The 17,646-nt window shown below is 64.2% G+C and carries 15 protein-coding genes; 9 read left to right on the top strand and 6 right to left on the bottom strand.

Going from position 1 to position 17,646, the window contains the following annotated elements:
* Nucleotides 1-39 precede the first annotated feature (39 nt).
* The gene (locus ASC68_RS05840; RefSeq protein WP_055876282.1) at nt 40-1,014 is read right to left on the bottom strand and encodes an NAD(P)-dependent alcohol dehydrogenase; all 975 of its coding nucleotides are present in this window, start codon (nt 1,012-1,014) and stop codon (nt 40-42) included.
* Nucleotides 1,015-1,187: 173 nt separating this feature from the next.
* Between ASC68_RS05840 and polA the strand changes: the two genes are divergently transcribed.
* Entirely contained in the window at nt 1,188-4,103 is a 2,916-nt protein-coding gene (polA, locus tag ASC68_RS05835) for a DNA polymerase I (RefSeq protein ID WP_055876279.1), read from the top strand.
* A gap of 225 nt (nt 4,104-4,328) precedes the next feature.
* On the opposite strand, the gene ASC68_RS05830 is transcribed toward polA, so the two are convergent.
* Complete coding sequence (locus tag ASC68_RS05830) at nt 4,329-4,676, bottom strand: TfoX/Sxy family protein (protein WP_055876276.1); 348 nt, start codon at nt 4,674-4,676, stop codon at nt 4,329-4,331.
* A gap of 1,561 nt (nt 4,677-6,237) precedes the next feature.
* Between ASC68_RS05830 and ASC68_RS05820 the strand changes: the two genes are divergently transcribed.
* Together ASC68_RS05820 and ASC68_RS05815 are read left to right on the top strand one after the other, a co-directional pair.
* Nucleotides 6,238-6,498 carry a DUF2171 domain-containing protein gene (locus ASC68_RS05820; protein ID WP_055876270.1) on the top strand — a complete coding sequence of 87 codons (261 nt, stop codon included), beginning with the start codon at nt 6,238-6,240 and terminating at the stop codon, nt 6,496-6,498.
* 380 nt (nt 6,499-6,878) lie between these two features.
* Nucleotides 6,879-7,559, top strand: coding sequence for an outer membrane protein (locus ASC68_RS05815; protein WP_055876268.1), 681 nt, complete (start codon nt 6,879-6,881; stop codon nt 7,557-7,559).
* Between the two features lie 82 nt (nt 7,560-7,641).
* Here ASC68_RS05815 and ASC68_RS05810 read toward each other — a convergent pair whose 3' ends face one another.
* Nucleotides 7,642-8,013, bottom strand: a complete 372-nt coding sequence (locus ASC68_RS05810; RefSeq protein WP_055876265.1) for a hypothetical protein — start codon at nt 8,011-8,013, stop codon at nt 7,642-7,644.
* A 348-nt stretch (nt 8,014-8,361) separates the two neighbouring features.
* Nucleotides 8,362-9,231, bottom strand: a complete 870-nt coding sequence (locus tag ASC68_RS05805; protein ID WP_055876261.1) for an alpha/beta hydrolase — start codon at nt 9,229-9,231, stop codon at nt 8,362-8,364.
* Between the two features lie 153 nt (nt 9,232-9,384).
* On the opposite strand from ASC68_RS05805, the gene ASC68_RS05800 reads away from it, so the two are divergent.
* Complete coding sequence (locus ASC68_RS05800; protein WP_055876258.1) at nt 9,385-9,792, top strand: DUF1810 domain-containing protein; 408 nt, start codon at nt 9,385-9,387, stop codon at nt 9,790-9,792.
* Nucleotides 9,793-9,943: 151 nt separating this feature from the next.
* Here ASC68_RS05800 and ASC68_RS05795 read toward each other — a convergent pair whose 3' ends face one another.
* Entirely contained in the window at nt 9,944-10,552 is a 609-nt protein-coding gene (locus tag ASC68_RS05795) for a J domain-containing protein (protein ID WP_055876256.1), read from the bottom strand.
* A gap of 80 nt (nt 10,553-10,632) precedes the next feature.
* On the opposite strand from ASC68_RS05795, the gene ASC68_RS05790 reads away from it, so the two are divergent.
* Nucleotides 10,633-11,316 (top strand): HAD family phosphatase, encoded by a 684-nt coding sequence (locus ASC68_RS05790; protein WP_055876254.1) that lies wholly within the window; start codon nt 10,633-10,635, stop codon nt 11,314-11,316.
* Nucleotides 11,317-11,667: 351 nt separating this feature from the next.
* Complete coding sequence (locus ASC68_RS05785; protein ID WP_055876251.1) at nt 11,668-12,501, top strand: cell wall hydrolase; 834 nt, start codon at nt 11,668-11,670, stop codon at nt 12,499-12,501.
* A gap of 341 nt (nt 12,502-12,842) precedes the next feature.
* On the opposite strand, the gene pckA is transcribed toward ASC68_RS05785, so the two are convergent.
* Complete coding sequence (pckA, locus tag ASC68_RS05780; RefSeq protein WP_055876249.1) at nt 12,843-14,405, bottom strand: phosphoenolpyruvate carboxykinase (ATP); 1,563 nt, start codon at nt 14,403-14,405, stop codon at nt 12,843-12,845.
* Between the two features lie 227 nt (nt 14,406-14,632).
* On the opposite strand from pckA, the gene ASC68_RS05775 reads away from it, so the two are divergent.
* The 3 genes from ASC68_RS05775 (at nt 14,633) to ASC68_RS05765 (ending at nt 17,636) form a co-directional block, all read left to right on the top strand.
* Nucleotides 14,633-15,352 (top strand): response regulator transcription factor, encoded by a 720-nt coding sequence (locus ASC68_RS05775; RefSeq protein WP_055876245.1) that lies wholly within the window; start codon nt 14,633-14,635, stop codon nt 15,350-15,352.
* Between the two features lie 68 nt (nt 15,353-15,420).
* A complete protein-coding gene (locus ASC68_RS05770) occupies nt 15,421-17,154 on the top strand; it encodes a sensor histidine kinase (RefSeq protein WP_082527950.1) in 1,734 nt (577 codons plus the stop codon).
* Nucleotides 17,151-17,636, top strand: a complete 486-nt coding sequence (locus ASC68_RS05765) for an HPr kinase/phosphatase C-terminal domain-containing protein (RefSeq protein WP_055876240.1) — start codon at nt 17,151-17,153, stop codon at nt 17,634-17,636. The genes ASC68_RS05770 and ASC68_RS05765 overlap by 4 nt, the downstream gene beginning before the upstream one ends.
* Nucleotides 17,637-17,646 lie beyond the last annotated feature (10 nt).

Raw genomic sequence — 17,646 nt, 5'->3', positions numbered from 1 at the left:
GACGGACTCTGGATTGCCACGATCTGCGAGGCGAAGCATCTATCCTGCCAGTTGCAGCACGACACTGCCGCACTTGCGTCCGGTGTCGACGTGGCGATGCGCCTCAACCACCTGATCGAGCTGATGAATCCGGTCGATGACTGGTCGCAATGCGCCGGCCTTGGCGAGCTCGATCTCGAAGGCGACATCCTCGGGACTGGGCTTGAAGCTGATCGGGATCACCCGCTTGCCGCTGCGCCGGCTGTTTTTGCCGGCGCCGAGCATGCCCTTCAGGTCGAGGATCACCAGCAGCAGCGTCCCGCCGGGTTTCAGCGCGGGCTCGGCCCGCTCGAACGGCGCATTGCCGACGCACTCGAAGATCACGTCGTACTGCTTGCCGTTCTTCGTGAAATCCTCGGCCTTGTAGTCGATCACGTGGTCGGCGCCGAGCGAGCGCACCAGCTCGGCATTGCCGGCGCTGGTCACCGCCGTGACCACGGCGCCGAAGTGTTTCGCCACCTGCACGGCCGAGGTGCCGACGGCGCCGGAAGCGCCGTTGACCAGCACCTCGTCGCCGGGCCTGATCGGGCATTGCCGGATGCACTCGGCAACGGTGTGGCCGCCGAACACCAGCGCCACGGCGTCCTCGAAGCTCCAGCCCTCGGGCTTGAGCACCATCGCCTCGGTCTGCTTGAGCGTGACATATTCCGCATGCCCGCCGAACTTCATGCCGGTGAGGCCCACCACCGCGTCGCCCGGCTTGAAGCGCGTCACGCCGGCGCCCACCGCCTCAATCACGCCGGCGAAATCCATGCCGAGGATTTTCTTGCGCGGTGCAAAGATGCCGATGGTCAGCGGGCCGAAGAATTCGAGCCCCTTGGGCAGGTCGCGGGTCCGCATGCGGTAGTCGCCGACGCTCACCGTCGAGGCATGGACGCGCACCAGCACCTCGTCGGCCTGCGGCACCGGTTTGGGCAGCTCCTCAACCCGCACCACGTCCGGCCCGCCGAACGACCGATAGACAGCTGCCCGCATCGTTATCTCCCCCTCCCGGCCCGACCGGTAGCCTAGACATGGTGCGCGTCAGGGCGATTACAATCGGGAGCGGTTGCAGCGGCGCCGGACTGCCCCCCGTGTCAGCCTTCGTCAGGGTTCATCCCCGGCGGCTTCTCGGCTAAGGTCCGGCCCCGACCATCCGGAATCGTTTCATGCATCTCGTTCTCGTCGACGGCTCAGGCTTCATCTTTCGGGCCTTCCATGCCCTGCCGCAGCTTACCCGCAAGAGCGACAAGCTGCCGGTGGGCAGCGTGATCGGGTTCTGCAACATGATCTGGAAGCTCAGCGAGGATCTCTCGGGCGACGACGCGCCGACCCATATGGCGGTGATCTTCGACTATTCGTCGAAGACCTTTCGCGATGAGATCTACGCCGAATACAAGCAGCACCGGCCGCCGGCGCCGGAAGAACTGGTGCCGCAGTTCCCGCTGACCCGTGCCGCGACCCGCGCCTACGGCCTGCCCTCGATCGAGATGGAAGGCTATGAGGCCGACGACATCATCGCTACCTACACCGCGCTCGCCAAGGACGTCGGCGGCAAGGTGACGATCGTTTCGTCCGACAAGGACCTGATGCAGCTGGTGGAGCCGGATGGCTCGGTGCGGCTGCTCGACACCATTCCGCGCCCTGGCCAGCCGCCTTTGCGCTGGATCGGCTCGGACGAGGTGTTCGCCAAGTTCGGCGTCGGGCCGGATAAGGTCATCGAGGTGCAGGCGCTCTGCGGCGACGCGGTCGACAACGTGCCGGGCGTTCCCGGCATCGGGGTGAAAACCGCGGCCGAGCTGATCAACACCTTTGGCGATATCGAAACGCTGTTGAGCCGCACCGCCGAGATCAAGCAGCCGAAGCGCCGCGAGGCGCTGGAAACCAATGCCGAACTGGCCCGGATTTCGAAGCGTCTGGTGACGCTCAACCGTGAGACGCCGGTGGAGCTGCCGCTCGAGGACCTGGTGCGCCAGCCGGTCGAACCGGCCAAGCTGTTTCCGTTCCTCAAGGCGATGGAATTCTTCGCCATTTCGAAGCGCCTGGGCACCCTGCTCGATGCCGACCCCGAGGCGTGGCCGGCCGATCCGGAGCTGGCGGCCAGGCCCGCCGAGCCGGTGGGCTTTGACAACAATGCCCGGGCCGAGGCGCGCGCGGCGCGGCAATCGGCTGAGGGCCGGGCGGATTCCGCTCCGGTGCTGCATGCCAAGCTCGAGCATGAAAAGATCAAAGCGATCCCGCTCGACCATTCGAAATACGAGATCATTCGCGACGCCGCGCACCTGCAGCGCTGGATCGACGCGGCCTATGCCGAGGGGATCGTTGCCACCGACACCGAGACCACCGGGCTCGACAACCAGACCGCCGATCTCGTCGGCATCTCGTTCTCGACCGCGCCGGGCAATGGCGCCTACCTGCCGCTCGGCCATACCGAGGGGCATGGTGACCTCTTAGGCGGCGGCATGGCCGAGGGGCAGATGGACCTCCGGGCGGCGCTCGAGCAGATCAAGCCGCTGTTTGCCGATCGCTCGATCCTCAAAATCTTCCACAACGTCAAATACGACCTCGGCATCCTCGCCCGCTACGGCATCGAGGTGCGCTCGTTCGACGACAATCTGCTGCTCAGCTATTCGCTCGATGGCCCGCAATTCAACACCATGGGCGAGCTTTCCGATCACTGGCTGGGTCTCGCCGGCATGTCGATCAAGGAGCTGCTCGGCAGCGGCAAGACGCAGAAGACTTTTGCGCAGGTGCCGATCGCCGACGCAGCAAAGTATGCCGCCGAGGATGCCGACCTGACCTTCCGGTTGTGGAAGGTGCTGAAGCCGCGGCTGGTGGCCGAGAACATGACCACGCTCTACGAGACCATCGAGCGGCCGCTGGCGCCGGTGCTGGCGCGCATGGAAGGCCGCGGCATCACCGTCGACCGGCAGATCCTCTCGCGCCTCTCCGGTGATTTCGCGCAAAGGGCCGCTGCCCTCGAGGCCGAGGCCTATGAGCTCGCCGGCTCCAACTTCAACCTGGGTTCGCCCAAACAACTGGGCGAGATCCTGTTCGACCGGATGGGCTTGCCTGGTGGCACCAAGACCAAGACCGGCGCCTGGTCGACCGGCGCCGACGTGCTCGAAGACCTCGCGACGCAGGGCATCCCGCTCGCCCGCACCATCGTCGACTGGCGCCAGCTGACCAAGCTGATGGGCACCTATACCGATGCACTGCCGAGCTACATCAACCCGCGCACGGGCCGGGTCCACACCACCTATTCGCAGCATTCGGTGCTGACCGGGCGGCTGAGCTCGAACGATCCGAACCTCCAAAACATCCCGGTGCGCACCGAAGATGGCCGGAAGATCCGCACCGCCTTCGTCGCGCCGGCAGGCAAGACCCTGATCAGCGCCGACTATTCGCAGATCGAACTGCGCGTCCTCGCCCATATCGCCGATATCCAGGCGCTGAAGGATGCGTTCGAGGAAGGGCTCGACATTCACGCCATGACGGCGTCGGAAATGTTCGGCGTGCCGGTCGAAGGCATGCCGTCGGAAGTGCGGCGCCGCGCCAAGGCGATCAATTTCGGCATCATCTACGGCATCTCGGCCTTTGGTTTGGCTAATCAACTAGGAATCGAGCGCTCGGAAGCCGGCGAGTACATCAAGACCTATTTCTCCCGCTTCCCCGGCATCCAGGACTACATGGCCGAGCAGCGCCGCAAGGTGAAGGCCGACGGCTATGTCGAGACCATTTTCGGGCGCAAGGTGAACTTCCCCAACGCCAACTCCTCGCACCCGGCCGAGCGCAGCTTCGTCGAGCGCGCCTCGATCAACGCCCCGATCCAGGGCTCTGCTGCCGACATCATCCGCCGCGCCATGATCCGCATGGAACCAGCGCTGAAGGCCGCCGGCTCAGACGCGCAGATGCTGCTGCAGGTGCATGACGAACTGATATTCGAGGTCGACGAAGGCAAGGAAGACGGCGTGATCCCGGTGATCGTCAAGACGATGGAGAATGCGTCCGAGCCGGCCGTGCGGCTGACGGTGCCGATCAAGGTGGATGCGCATGCGGCGAGGGATTGGGACGGGGCGCATTAACGCACTGGGCTGTCAGTCAGTCACCCTCCCCCTCGCGGGGAGGGTAGCGCAGCTCGGGAGCAACGCGACCTAGCGCAGCTTGGGTGGGGGGCGAAGCGGGCACAGTGCCTGACTGCTGGCCACCAGCATGCCGCACACCCCACCCCATCCCTCCCCGTCAAGGGGAGGGTGCCGATCGAGCCAGGGTCGACCGCCTGAGCACCAGCCGCAGCTGCCCCACAGCGATCAGCGCTTCTTCTTCACCTTCTTCTTCCCCTTGGGCTTCGGCATCGGCAGCGCCGCCGTGGTCACCGGCACCAGTTCGGCCATCCACTCCGCATCGTCCCAGCGCTCCCCGGCAATCCGAAAGCTCGGCTTGGCGCCGCTGTAAGCCGGCTGCTCATCCACCGCCTCCCCGAGGAACGCCCGCCCCTCCGGCGTCGGCTTGATGAAAAACTGGTCGTCACAGACCAGCGCAACGATCTTGCCGTCACAGTAGAGCCCGTACTCGCCGAACATTTTGCGGGCGGAGACGGCGCCGGCTGAGGCGAGCTGTTCTAGGAGGTAGTCGACGGTGGAGGGCTGCGATGCCATGTCGATGATCCTTCCGTGCAGCTTGCGGGCACCGCCCTAGGTCTCAGATGCACCTCGTCTTTGCGAGACGGGTGCATCCTTAGCGCTTGCGTGACGCTATGCCCGTGGCGAAGCGCCTGGCCGGTCACCTGCAGGGAGGCCAAGCTCCCTGCGGACGTCGAGGAATGTCTGCTCGACACGCCCAACGACGTCAATTCCGAGTTCACGATAGTCCCATGAACGGCTGAGTCTGAACAATTGAAGGTCGCGAAGGGACAGGACTGCAAAATCGTCCGGAGGATTTTCGAGTTCCTCAATGGGCTCAAAAAACAACGACAGGACGCTGTGAACAAGGTGCGGTTGAAGTCCGGGTTTCATTGTATTCCACAGATGCACACCCGTGAGGCCGCCATCCAACCGGATAGCAAAATCGGCCGCAAAGGTTACCTGAAAGATCCCCGATGGGCTTTCAAAAGTGACGGAACGAGGTGCATCGAACTGCCCGCCTCCGCCTCGGCGCCACTGCTCCAAGGTCTGAAGTCCAGAGATCGTAGACTGTCGCTCTGCTGCGTTCACAATAGTTGCAGCCGACGCAAGGACATCGCCAATGGGCTCGGCGTTTACTACCAACCGCTTGGCTCGGAGCCGAAGATTGCGGTGGTAGTCGTAGGCTCCGGCACCCCCGACAATCCTCCGCCGTACCTCAGACCGACGTGCGGCAGGCGACAAGCAAACGATTTTCAGAAAGGCAGACAAGCCAAAGTTCGGCATCTGATCCGCTCCGTTGCATGTTGAAAGAAGATAAGAAAATGGCGGGCAAACGCCCGCCATCAGCTATTTTCCATGCTTGGTCGGATCGACCATCTTGTAGCGCTGCCCCGGCGCCTTGGTGGGCGGCATGGGCTCGTTTTTCACAACGGTGCGCTCGATGCCGGTAGGCCCACCTCGCGGCCCGGTCATTTCATACTGACCGGAACGAGGGGCCTGTTGGCCCGGCTTGTACAATGGAGGTTTGGTCATTTTTGTTACCAAAGGTGGCTTGTTAAGAAGTCACCCGAGCGCTAACAAAGCCTTGCGAGAGCCGTTGTCAGCGTTCTAGTCCGCCTCTGGCGCCACTCGAACCAGATAACGAAATAGAAAGGGCCATGCAGTTACAGCTGCATGGCCCTTATCTTTCACGGTTTCGAAGGGCTGTAAAGTCCCGTCGCCACCTTTAGCTACTATGGACAATAACCCATCGGTCGGCATCAAGTCAATACTATTGACAACCGAACCGTACAGTCCTATATGAACGTCTCAGTTCGCATTTTATTCAGATTTATCAAAGCTTTAACCAAGTCAATCTTCTTTCTGTGAAGAATCAAAAAGCCGATTCTCCACAGGAAATTTGTGAAGAGCGGGGATAACCCTAGCGATTCGCTCACCCCCTGCACCGACTATGCACCGTTCAATAAAAATTTCGTCGTTGACACGCGCTTGACGAAAAAAGGGCGATCGAGATCGATTTCTTGTCGTGACACCGTGCAGCATCCATCCCCGCCCCCATGCGTTCCCCCTGCTCCAACAACCAAGGAGCAGTGTCATGTCGAACCTTTCCGGTATCCGCGAGCATATGGAAGTCATTGGCGCCGATGGGGTGCATGTGGGGATTGTGGATCGGGTTGAGGGTGGGCGGATCAAGCTCACCAAGGCCGAGGCGCCGGGCGGCAGCCATGAGGGGCATCACCACTATGTGCCGGGCATCCTCGTCGCCGCCGTCGAGGGCGACAAAGTGAGGCTGTCGGCCGATGCGGCCAATGCCGAGCTGTTCGAGGAAGAAGAGGACGGCAAGACGCGGCACTGAGGTGATGCACCGGTCACCCTCCCCCTCGCGGGGAGGGTAGCGCAGCCGGGAGCGACGCGACCTGGCGAAGCTAGGGTGGGGGGCGACGCGCGCTGGATGGAACGGGGTTTCGCTCCGCAGCTACGGTCGCGATGCCAAGTACATCCCCTGATGGGAAGGGGCCCACGCACCAATCGAGCGTGCTTCGCCCCCCACCCTTGATCCCTCCCCGCGAGGGGGAGGGTGACGACTGCTACATCGAGCGCTGATCGTTCCGCGTGTCGTGATGCTTACGTTATCAAGCCTCCGCGAAACTGGAATTTCGCGCTCCCCGCGCTTCCGTTTGGGGCGCGGCTATGCCATTGGGATTGCATACTGATTATTCTTTGCGGTGGGCTCCAATGAACAAGTTTGTGCTTCTCCTTGCGGCAGGCGTCTCGGCGCTGGCCATTTCCTCGGCTTCGGCGGCCGATCTCATCATCGATACCCCGGTTGAGGCCGGCGTGGTCCAGGCCAGCGGCAACTGGGATGGCGCCTTTATCGGCGTGTTCGGTGGCTATGGCTGGGCCGAGCTCGGCAGTGACCTTGCGCCGCCCGGCGCGCAGTTCCCTGAGCCGGCGGGCTGGTTGCTTGGCGTCGCTGCCGGCGTCAATTTCACGCTGGATAACGGCATCGTGCTGGGCGTCGTCGGCGACATCGCCTGGGCCGACCTCACCGAGACGCTTACCCAGCCGGGGTTTGGCAGCCTCACCTCGACGGTCGACTGGCAAGGCTCGCTGCGCGGCCGGATCGGCTTCGACGGCGGTGCTTTCCTGCCTTACCTGACAGCGGGTCTGGCCGTCGCACACAACAGCGTCGAGGCTGTGCCGGTTTTGGGCCCCAGTTTTGGCGACGACGCCACCCATGTCGGTTGGACGGTGGGCGCCGGCGTCGAGTTCGCCGCCACCGAGGACCTGTCGGTCGACCTGGCCTATCGCTACAGCGATTATGGCGATGCCGACTACACCCTCGGCTTGGCGCCACCCAGCCCGCTCAACATCACTGCCCATCAGGTCACGGTCGGTCTTAACTGGGGCTTCTGACCTCGCGGTCGGCAGTTGCCGATCCGGACGGGTTAGAGACAGAAATTCAGCGGGCGGCTTCGGCCGCCCGTTGTCGTTTCGGCTACCAGAGGTTGCGGCCGTCGATGACGTTCACCGGCAGCGACTGCATCAGCTGGTAGTCGTCGAGGATCTTGACGTTGATGGCCATTTTCTTCCGCTCGGGAACCGCGGTGTCCTCGAGCGAATAGTCGGGGCTGACGCCGTAGGTGGTGCAGCCGCAGCGGGTGCAGAAGTGGTGCTCGTGCAGCGGGCTGACCGGGGAATAGACCGCGCCAAAAGTGTCGGAGAGGATGCGCGGGCCGCCGACATCGTAGTAGGCCCAGAGGCCGCCGGATTTGGTGCACCAGGTGCAGGTGCATTGGGTGGCCTCGGTCGGCGCCTTGGGCAGCTCGATGCGGGTGCCGCCGCAGTAACAGGTGGCGATGGTGCTCATCGGGGGTCTCCTTGTCTGGTGTGACAAGGTTTGGCCGGGGTATGCTGACAAAGGCTGTCAGCAGTGACGCACGGCGACCACGATCTCAGCCGAGCCGATCGGCGAATTTGCCACCAGACAGCGCCCCAAACTCAGTGTCATCCCCGCGAAAGCGGGGAACTCCGTTTGCGATCGTGCAGCAGGCACGAAAACAGAGGTTCCCGCTTTCGCGGGAATGACCCGGTGGGTGGGGCGCCCCCCTAACTTAGCGCATGAGCTTTCGCTGGGATGACAGCCGGTGGGTGGGCGAACGGACAAGCAAAGGGGCCGGCGGTTTCCCGCCGGCCCTCTCAATTACCTCCCCGTCGCTCAGCCCGGGAAGCTCGGCTTGGCGGGCAGTTCCTGCTTCAGGAAGGCCGGGACCACGGCCTTCATGATCTCGACGTTCGCGGGGTTGAAGAAGACGTTGATGTGGCTGGTGCCGGGGAGGACCAGCAGCTGGGTCTTGGGCAGGCCGGCCATGTCGCCGTTGACGAGGCCACCGGCGGCCTGATGGTGCTTCGAGATATAGTCGAGCCCGACGATATCGGCGTCGCCGTAGATATAGAGCGAAGGCACGCTGATCTTGGCGAAGTCAGCCGACCAGTCGAAGGTGGTGAGGTCGAGCTGCTTCAGCTTATCGACCAGCAGCGGGAAATTCTCCGGGTGCGGGTTCAGGCGCTTGAACTCGCCTTCGAACGGGCTGCCGGCGAACATCTCCGGCGTGATCCCCTCGATCATCTTCATGAAATCGGGGCCCATGGTCTCCTCGTCATACTTGTAGCCGGCGGACGCGGCGACGATGCGGGTGACCTTTTCGGGGTGATCGATGGCGAAGCGGATGGCGACGCCGCCGCCCATCGAGAAGCCGAACAGCGCAGCCTTGTCGATCTTCAGTTCGTCGAGCAGCGCCGCCACGTCATCGGACATACCCTCATAGGTGATCGGGGTATCGCGATCGCTGGTGTGGCCGTGGCTCTGCAGCTCGACGGCGATCACCTTGTGGTCCTTGGCCAAGGTCGGGATCAGCCCGGCCCAGTTGCTGTCGACTGACATATAGGCGCCGTGCAGCAGCACGAGCGGTTCACCCTCGCCATGCACCTCATAGTACATGTCGAGGCCGTTGATTTTGGCGGTTTCGGCCTGGGCAGCACCAACGAAGCCGAGGGCAAGGGCGGCGGCAAGAAGGGTGGTCTTCATGGTCGTTTCTCCTGTTGTCGTCGGCGCGTCCCTCGCGCCTTCTGACTTCACGACGAGCGGCGAAATCGGGAATCGACATGGGTGATGAAAAAACTTCGCGCGGGGTTCGGGAGTTCCAATCCGCGGGAGTTTGGCGCGTGCTAGGCTCGAGGCATGTTCGAGCATTTCGTCACGGCGCAGGAGCCGGTTTACGCCCAGGTGCTGGCCGAGCTCCGCGCCGGGCGGAAACAGACGCACTGGATGTGGTTCATCTTCCCGCAGCTCAAGGCGCTCGGCCGCAGCGCCACGGCTTTGCGCTTCGGCATTGCCGATCTCAAGGAGGCGCGGGCGTATCTGGCGCATCCGGTAGTAGGGGCGCGGCTGGTCGAGTGTGCGGGGATTGTCGGCGGTGTTGCCGGGAAGACGGCGCATGAGATTTTCGGTTCGCCGGACGATGTGAAGCTCAGATCGTCGATGACGCTGTTCGCACATGCGGCGGAAGATGCAGCGCCGTTCCGGCGGGTGCTGGAGCGATATTATGACGGGGTGGAGGATGCGGTGACGGTGGGGCTGATCGGATAGCCCAGCGCGCCCGGCCCGTACTCGGTGTCATCCCAGCGAAAGCTGGGACCCATCTATCAGCTGGTGCGGGCGGTGAGTTGGGTCCCTGCTTTTGGCAGGAATGACAGCCGGTGGGGTAGCTAGATCGGGGCCGCCACGGGGCGCAAAGCCCCTACCCCTCAGCTTCCAGCGCCGCGATCAGCTCGATCTCGCTCTCGTAATTGCCCAGCTCGGCCAGCGCCGTTTCCAGCATGGCGACGCGGCGCTTGATGGTGCGGTGCTGCTCGGCCTTGGCGGCGACCTGGGCGTCGAGGCGTTCGGCGAAGATGTTGCGGTCTTCGTCGGTGCGGCGGATGCGGGCGCGCAGCGTCTGCAGGGCGCCGATCTCGGTGTCGGTGCGGGCCATCGAGAGCCGGGCATCGGCGAGGCCGGTCTGCACGGCGGCCGACATCTGGGCGATGAAATCGACATTCTCGAGCTTCAGCCGGGTGGCGATGGCGGTTTCGACCGCCGCATCGAACATGTCGGCGAGGATCGCCGCCACCTCGCGGCGATAGCTGGTCACCGCCTCGTCGTCGATGATGCCGGTCTCGTCGAACAGCCGGCGCGAGTCGGGATCGGAGAGGAGGCCAAAGGCGCGGACCACGACGACAAAGTGCTCGGGGTCGCCGCCCCGATCGGGGTGAGCGAGCTGCACCTTGCGGCGGTAAGCCTGCTTGATGTCGGCGGGGCGGGCGGCCTTGCTGACTTCAAGCACCTTATAGGGATCGAACACGGTCATCGCTGGGCTCATAGCAGGTCGTCGCCGGTGGTTGAAGCCAAGGGTAGCGGCGGGAGTGAAATCTGCCTATATCCCCCGATATGTCCCCGACCGTTCCGACCGCTCCGCTCCGCCCGTTCTCCGCCATTGTCTTCGATATGGATGGCACGCTGCTCGATACCGAGATGGTGTTCAAGCAGATCGTGTGGGATGTGAGCGGTGAGCTCGGCTTCGAGATGACCGAGACGGTGCACCACGCCATGGTCGGATCCAGCCACGAGACCACCAACCGGCTGCTGGTCGAGGCCTATGGGGTCAGCTTCCCCTACACGATCTTCGACGAGAAGTGCCGGGTGCTGATGAAAGCCAAGATGAGCGAAGTGGTGCCGGTGAAGACCGGCGTGCACGAGCTGCTCGCCGAACTCAAGGCGCGTCGCATCCCGGCGGCGGTTGCCACCTCGTCGCGGGCCCCGCACGCGCTGGGCCACCTTGGCGGCGCCGGGATCCTGTCGATGTTCGAGACGGTGGTGACGCGCGATGACGTCGTCAACCCCAAGCCGCATCCCGAGCCCTACCTGATGGCGGCAAAGCGGCTGGGGATCGATCCTGGCCTCTGCATTGCGGTGGAAGACTCGCATACCGGGGTGCGCGCCGCGCATGCGGCGGGGCTGCAGACCATCATGGTGCCCGACATCGTGGCCCCCTCGGACGAGATCAGCGCGCTCTGCGTCGCGGTGATGCACAGTCTCCATGATCTGAGGACTGCGGCGTTCGCCCAGGGCTGACCGGCCCCCAAGTCCAGCTGGAATCGCCAGGTTAATTCACGCCCTCGCAAGGGGCGTGGAAACTGTGTCGTTCGCGCAACGATTCGGATCGATTAACTTTTATCGATTGCCGCAACACCCCCTTACCCACCTCCAAAACTCAGTAAAATCAGGGCTTTCACCCCGGAGGGAGAGCCGTTAACCTCAAATTAGCAACCTAACATTCATGGTTAAGTAACTGTAAATTCTGGGTTCCATCGTCACCCAAGCTCGGCTACGTTCCGGGCAAGGGTAACTAGACAACTGGGGCTGCCTCGGGGGCGGCATCGGGGGAAGGTAGGCGGATTGCGAGCAGGGTCGATCGCACCAGCGATGCGTGTTTTCACGCATGCATTGGCGTTCGCCGCAGCAGCACTGGTGCTGCTGGTGACCTTTGCTCCGTCGTCCGCTGAAGAACTCGTCGACGAGACGGTGGTTCCCGCCGCCATCACCCAGACGGTGGCGCTGAAGCGCGAGCAGTTCCAGACCAGTGCGCAGCCGCAGCTGACCAATGAGGTGCTGCAGGCCTATGTGGAGCGCCGCAAGCAACTCGACAATTTTGAAGGCTTTGATGTTCCGGCCCCGAAGGCGGAACTGACCGAAGCCATGCTGATGGGCTATATCGCCAAGCGGCAGAACCAGGCGCTCGACGCGATCGAGAGCGTCGATATCTCCGACAAGCCGGCGCTCACCTCAGCCGTGCTCTCCAGCTATGCCAAGGCCGATTTCGTGCCGACCACCAAACGGGTGAAGCTGGCCGACGGCGAACGGCTCTGCCTCGCCCAGGCGATCTACCACGAAGCCCGCGGCGAAAGCCGTGAGGGCCAGTTGGCCGTCGCCAACGTCATCATCAACCGGGCGATGAGCAAGAAGTATCCCTCGACCATTTGCGGCGTGGTGTTCCAGAACGCCGACAAGGGCCGCTACAAGTGCCAGTTCACCTTCGCGTGCGACGGTCGTTCTGACTTGGGTCGCGAGCGTTCGGCCTGGAACCGGTCGATCAAGCTGGCCGAAGACGCGTTCTACGAATTCCAGCGCGGCGAGCGCCCAGGCGTGGTGCCGGCCTCGGTATTGTTCTACCACACGACGGCTGTGGCGCCGAAATGGTCCCACACCTTCAACCGCGTCGCCGCCATCGGCTCGCACGTCTTCTACTCGACGAACTGAGACCTAACAGTCACCGGATGAATGGGCCCTGAACGGGGCCTTTTTCATTTGGGGGGTGGCTTGTCCCCGTCCATAGCTCAGCCTCACCCACCCACCAGCCGTCATCCCGACGAAAGTCGGGACCCAGTGCACTGGCCACTCCACAAACACGAACTCTCCGACCTTGCCGTGATGGACCGGCTCGGTTCGTGCTGAAGCAGCCGTCCGAGCAGTGGGTCCCGGCTTTCGCCGGGATGACGGCCGATGGGTGGGGTGAGGTGGGTGGCTGGGTGGAGAATATCTACCACCAAACAACAATCCCCGCTCGCGCGGGGACTGTCACAACCAGCGATCCGTGCCGCCTACTCCGCCGCGACCGACACCGGCTCGAACTTCCGGTAGTTCGTCGCGAACAGGTCCTGCAGCTTGGCCGCTGCCGCATCGTACGCCGCGACGTCGGCCCAGTTGGCGCGGGGGTCGAGCGCGCGGGGCGTGACGCCTTCGACGCGGAGCGGCACCTGCATGCCGAACAGCGGCTCGGTGCGCAGTTCGGCCCGTTCGAGCTCGCCCGCGAGCGCCGCGTCGAGCAGCCGGCGGGTGGTGGCGATGTCGATGCGCTTGCCGACGCCGTAGCCACCGCCGGTCCAGCCGGTGTTGAGCAGGTAGATGCGGGCGCCCGAGGCTTCCAGCCGCTGCTCGAGCAGGCGGCCATAGACGGTGGGATGGAGCGGCATGAACGGCGCGCCGAAGCAGGCCGAGAAGGTAGCGACCGGCTCGGTGACGCCGCGCTCGGTGCCGGCCACCTTGGCAGTGTAACCCGAGAGGAAATGGAACACCGCCTGCTCGGGGGTGAGCTTCGAAATCGGCGGCAAGACGCCGAATGCGTCGGCGGTGAGGAACACCACGGTGCGGGGCTTGCCGCCGACACCGCCCGGCGCCACCGCCGGCAGGGTTTCCAGCGGGTAGGCGGCGCGGGTGTTCTCGGTGAGCGAGATGTCGTCGTAGAGCGGCACCAGGTTGTCATCGAGCTTCAGGTTCTCGAGCACGGTGCCGAAGCGTTGCGTCGCCGCATGGATCTGCGGCTCGGCCGTCGCGCTGAGCTTCACCGTCTTGGCGTAGCAGCCACCCTCGAGGTTGAACACGCCATCGGCGGTCCAGCCATGCTCGTCGTCGCCGATCAGCAGGCGCTCGGGATCGTTCGACAGCGTGGTCTTGCCGGTACCCGAGAGGCCGAAGAACAAAGCCACATCGCCATCGCCGCCGATATTGGCCGAGCAGTGCATCGGCATGGTGCCGGCGAACGGGGCATGGAAGTTGAACAGCGAGAACACCGATTTCTTGATCTCGCCGGCATAGGCGGTGCCGGCGATCAGCACCAGCTTTCGCGCCATATCCAAGGCGATCACCGTGCCGCTGCGGCTGCCATGGCGGGCCGGATCGACGGTGAAGCTCGGGAGGTGGAGGATGGTGACGTCGGTGGCGCCGCCGACGCTTTCCGGTCGGATCAACAGGTTACGGATGAACAGCGCGTGCCAGGCGGTCTCGGTGATGACGCTGACCCGCAACTGCTGCCGTTCGTCGGCGCCAGCGAGGAGGTGCTGGCCGTGCAGCGTCCGCTCGGCAGTGGCCGCCACCATGTCGGCGAGCAGCGTTTCGAACTGCTCAGGCGCCATCGGCTGGTTGTTGTCCCACCAGACCTGATGCTCGGTCATGGCATCGCGGACGATGAACTTGTCCTTCACCGAGCGGCCGGTGAACACCCCGGTGGTGACTGCCAGCGCCCCGCCGGCCGCCAGCCGCCCCTCGCCCTCGGCGAGCGCGGTTTCCACCAGCGTGGGGGGCAACTCGTCCCAACGGACATGAGCCAAAGCCCCGATCCGCGTTGCGAGCTCCAGGTGAATCTTGTCGTCGATACGCTGCGCCATGGCCGTTACCCTCGGTCTGGAATGACCATGAGTTACGGCCGTATAGGGCCCCTCGCCCATCGGGAAATCCGGCTTAAGACGGAAGTCCTGCGACTTCGGTTGAGTGCGGCATGCTGGCAATCATTGGCGACGCGCCTTATTTATGCGCAATTGTGGCAGTCAATGCTCGCCACAATTCGAGGCGCGATGCTGAATCGCGCAGCGAGAGTTGGATGAAAGGGAGCTCAATGCCCAAGATCGCACTGGTGGACGACGACCGTAATATTCTGACTTCGGTGTCACTGACGCTCGAAGCCGAGGGCTATCAGGTCGCCACCTATACCGATGGGGCTTCGGGCCTGGAAGGTCTGACCGCCGACCGGCCGGACCTCGCCATCCTCGATATCAAGATGCCCCGCATGGACGGTATGGAACTCTTACGCCGGCTGCGCCAGAAATCCGACGTGCCGGTGATCTTCCTCACCAGTAAGGACGAGGAAATCGACGAACTGTTCGGGCTCAAGATGGGCGCCGACGATTTCATCACCAAGCCGTTCAGCCAGCGCCTCCTGGTCGAGCGGGTGAAATCGGTGCTGCGCCGCGCCGCGCCGCGCGACCCCGCCGCTGCCGGGGCAAATCCGGGCGCCGAGGCCGCGCCGAGCAAGGCGCTGATCGAGCGTGGTTCGCTGGTGATGGACGAAGAGCGCCACACCTGCACCTGGAAGGGCCAGCGGGTGACGCTGACCGTCACCGAGTTCCTGATCCTCCAGGCCCTGGCGCTGCGCCCCGGCGTGGTGAAATCGCGCAATGCGCTGATGGACGCGGCCTATGACGACCAGGTCTATGTCGATGATCGCACCATCGACAGCCACATCAAGCGGCTGAGGAAGAAGTTCAAAGCCGTTGACGACGATTTCGAGATGATCGAAACCCTCTACGGCGTAGGTTACCGCTTCAAGGAGCAGTAAGAGGACAATTGGCCGTCACCGAAGAGGAGCTGCCGGGTTCCAAGCCCGCATCCGCGGAGGTCGGCATCATGCCGAAGCTCAACCGGATCGCCGGAGCTGTCGGCACCGTCGTGCTCGCGGCGATCAAGCAGATCCAGCGCGCGCTGGCGCTGACGATCTTCTCGAGCCTGGCGCGCCGTATCATCGTCCTCAACCTTGCCGGCCTCGCCGTATTGGTGATCGGCATCCTGTTCCTCAACCAGTGGCGCACCGGGCTGATCGAAGCGCGGGTGCAGAGCCTCCGCGTCCAGGGTGAAATCATCGCCGCGGCGATTGCCGGCGACGCCACGGTGGACAGCGACGTCATCACCGTGAACCCCGACCGGCTGATCGAGCTGCAGGGCAGCGAGGTGGTCTCGCCGCTCAGCTTCTTTGATCCGAGCCTCGAATTCCCGGTTAATCCCGAGCGCGTGGCGCCGCTGTTGCGCAACCTCGTGACCCCGACCCGCACCCGAGCCCGCATCTACGACCAGCAGGGCCTCCTCATCCTCGACAGCGCCAACCTCTATGCGCGCGGCGAGGTGCTGCGGCAGATCACCAAGCCGCAGGACAATGGCAGCTTCTTCCTCAGCGACTGGTGGAACGCCTTTGTCGACTGGCTGCCGGGCGACGATTATCCGCAATATCAGGAGTTCGGCGCGGACGAAGGCACCCGTTATCCGGAAGTGGCGGCGGCGCTGGGCGGCGCCCCGACGGCGATCGTCCGCATCGACCCCAAGCGACAGCTGGTGGTGTCGGTGGCGGTGCCGATCCAGCGGGTGCGCGCCAATGTCGGCGTGCTGCTGCTCTCCACCCAGCCGGGCGATATCGACCAGATCGCCAGCGCCGAGCGCTGGGGCATTCTGCGGATTGCGCTGGTCGCGGCCACGGTGACGGTGATCCTGTCGCTGCTGCTCGCCGGCACCATTGCCGGGCCGCTGCGCCGTCTCGCCGGCGCTGCCGAGCGGGTGCATTCGACGGTCAACAGCCGCACCGAAATTCCGGATTTTTCCGACCGTACCGACGAGGTGGGCCACCTCAGCAAAGCGCTGCGCTCGATGACCTCGGCGCTCTACAACCGCATCGAGGCGATCGAGCGGTTTGCCGCCGACGTGGCGCATGAGCTGAAGAACCCGCTGACTTCGCTGCGCTCGGCGGTCGAAACGCTGCCGCGCGCCAAACGCGCCGAGGATCGCGAGCGCCTCAACGCCATCATCCAGCACGATGTGCGCCGGCTCGACCGCTTGATCTCCGATATCTCCAATGCCAGCCGGCTCGATGCCGAACTGGCGCGGCAGAGCGCCGAGCGGGTCGATATCGCGCAACTGGCCGACGCCATGGTCTCCATCCAGAAGGACGTGGCGGCCAACCGCAAGGTCGATGTGGTGCTGGAAAAGCATGTCAGCCGCTATGTGCCGATCGCGCTGGGCCATGACAGCCGGCTGGCACAGGTGATCAACAACCTGATCGACAATGCCGTGTCGTTCTCGCCCGAGGGCGGCAAGGTGCTGGTGGTGGTCCGCACCAGCGAGGACACCATCACCATCACGGTGACGGATGAAGGCCCGGGCATCCGCGGCGACATCAGCCGGATCTTCCAGCGCTTCTACACCGACCGGCCCGATGGCGAGCATTTCGGCGACCATTCGGGGCTTGGCCTCGCCATCAGTAAGCAGATCGTCGAGGCGCATGGCGGCAGCATCACCGCCGAGAACCGGTCCGACCGCAGCGGCGCGCTGTTCACCGTCAAGCTGAAGCGGGCGGCGGCCGAGAAGCGCCGGTGAGCGACAGCCTCAACATCCATGCCACCGGGCTGGTGCTCGGCGGCACCGGCCTGATCCTCCGTGGCCCATCGGGCTCCGGCAAATCGCTGCTGGCGCTCGACCTGCTCGAGCAATGGGAAGCGCGCGGCTTACCAGCGCTGCTGGTCTCGGACGACCGGGTGGTGATCGTTGCCGGCAACGGCGAGGTCAGCATGCGGCCGGCGCCGATTATCGAGGGGCTGATCGAGCTGCGCGGCCGCGGCATCGTCAGGCGGCCGTTCGCCGCCGAGGCGCGGCTGCATCTGGTCATCGACCTGGTCGAGACGCTGGAGCGCATGCTCGAAGAGGATGCATTGGTCACTGAACTCGGCGGTGTCACCCTGCCCCGCTGCCCGGTTCCGCGGGCGGGAGTGATCGACGCGCGGCACCAGTTGCTGCTGATCCGCGAGGCGATCGCCGCCGTCAACGCCCCGCCTCCGGTGGCGCGACAAAAAACCACTTGAATCAGGGCCG

Origin of the sequence: Devosia sp. Root105 (genome assembly GCF_001424865.1) — a bacterium.
In the GTDB taxonomy this organism is placed as follows: Bacteria; Pseudomonadota; Alphaproteobacteria; order Rhizobiales; family Devosiaceae; genus Devosia_A.
The sequence above is the reverse complement of the archived record's forward strand: the minus strand, read 5'-3'. Positions and strand labels throughout refer to the sequence as shown.

What these genes read in the sequence shown, in the direction of transcription:
- polA (WP_055876279.1), top strand. Translation starts at nt 1,188, where the DNA reads ATGCATCTCGTTCTCGTCGACGGCTCAGGCTTCATCTTTCGGGCCTTC.
- ASC68_RS05800 (WP_055876258.1), top strand. Translation starts at nt 9,385, where the DNA reads ATGTTCGAGCATTTCGTCACGGCGCAGGAGCCGGTTTACGCCCAGGTG.
- ASC68_RS05810 (WP_055876265.1), bottom strand. Translation starts at nt 8,013, where the DNA reads ATGAGCACCATCGCCACCTGTTACTGCGGCGGCACCCGCATCGAGCTG.
- ASC68_RS05790 (WP_055876254.1), top strand. Translation starts at nt 10,633, where the DNA reads ATGTCCCCGACCGTTCCGACCGCTCCGCTCCGCCCGTTCTCCGCCATT.
- ASC68_RS05840 (WP_055876282.1), bottom strand. Translation starts at nt 1,014, where the DNA reads ATGCGGGCAGCTGTCTATCGGTCGTTCGGCGGGCCGGACGTGGTGCGG.
- ASC68_RS05795 (WP_055876256.1), bottom strand. Translation starts at nt 10,552, where the DNA reads ATGACCGTGTTCGATCCCTATAAGGTGCTTGAAGTCAGCAAGGCCGCC.
- pckA (WP_055876249.1), bottom strand. Translation starts at nt 14,405, where the DNA reads ATGGCGCAGCGTATCGACGACAAGATTCACCTGGAGCTCGCAACGCGG.
- ASC68_RS05770 (WP_082527950.1), top strand. Translation starts at nt 15,421, where the DNA reads ATGCCGAAGCTCAACCGGATCGCCGGAGCTGTCGGCACCGTCGTGCTC.
- ASC68_RS05815 (WP_055876268.1), top strand. Translation starts at nt 6,879, where the DNA reads ATGAACAAGTTTGTGCTTCTCCTTGCGGCAGGCGTCTCGGCGCTGGCC.
- ASC68_RS05820 (WP_055876270.1), top strand. Translation starts at nt 6,238, where the DNA reads ATGTCGAACCTTTCCGGTATCCGCGAGCATATGGAAGTCATTGGCGCC.
- ASC68_RS05830 (WP_055876276.1), bottom strand. Translation starts at nt 4,676, where the DNA reads ATGGCATCGCAGCCCTCCACCGTCGACTACCTCCTAGAACAGCTCGCC.
- ASC68_RS05785 (WP_055876251.1), top strand. Translation starts at nt 11,668, where the DNA reads ATGCGTGTTTTCACGCATGCATTGGCGTTCGCCGCAGCAGCACTGGTG.
- ASC68_RS05805 (WP_055876261.1), bottom strand. Translation starts at nt 9,231, where the DNA reads ATGAAGACCACCCTTCTTGCCGCCGCCCTTGCCCTCGGCTTCGTTGGT.
- ASC68_RS05775 (WP_055876245.1), top strand. Translation starts at nt 14,633, where the DNA reads ATGCCCAAGATCGCACTGGTGGACGACGACCGTAATATTCTGACTTCG.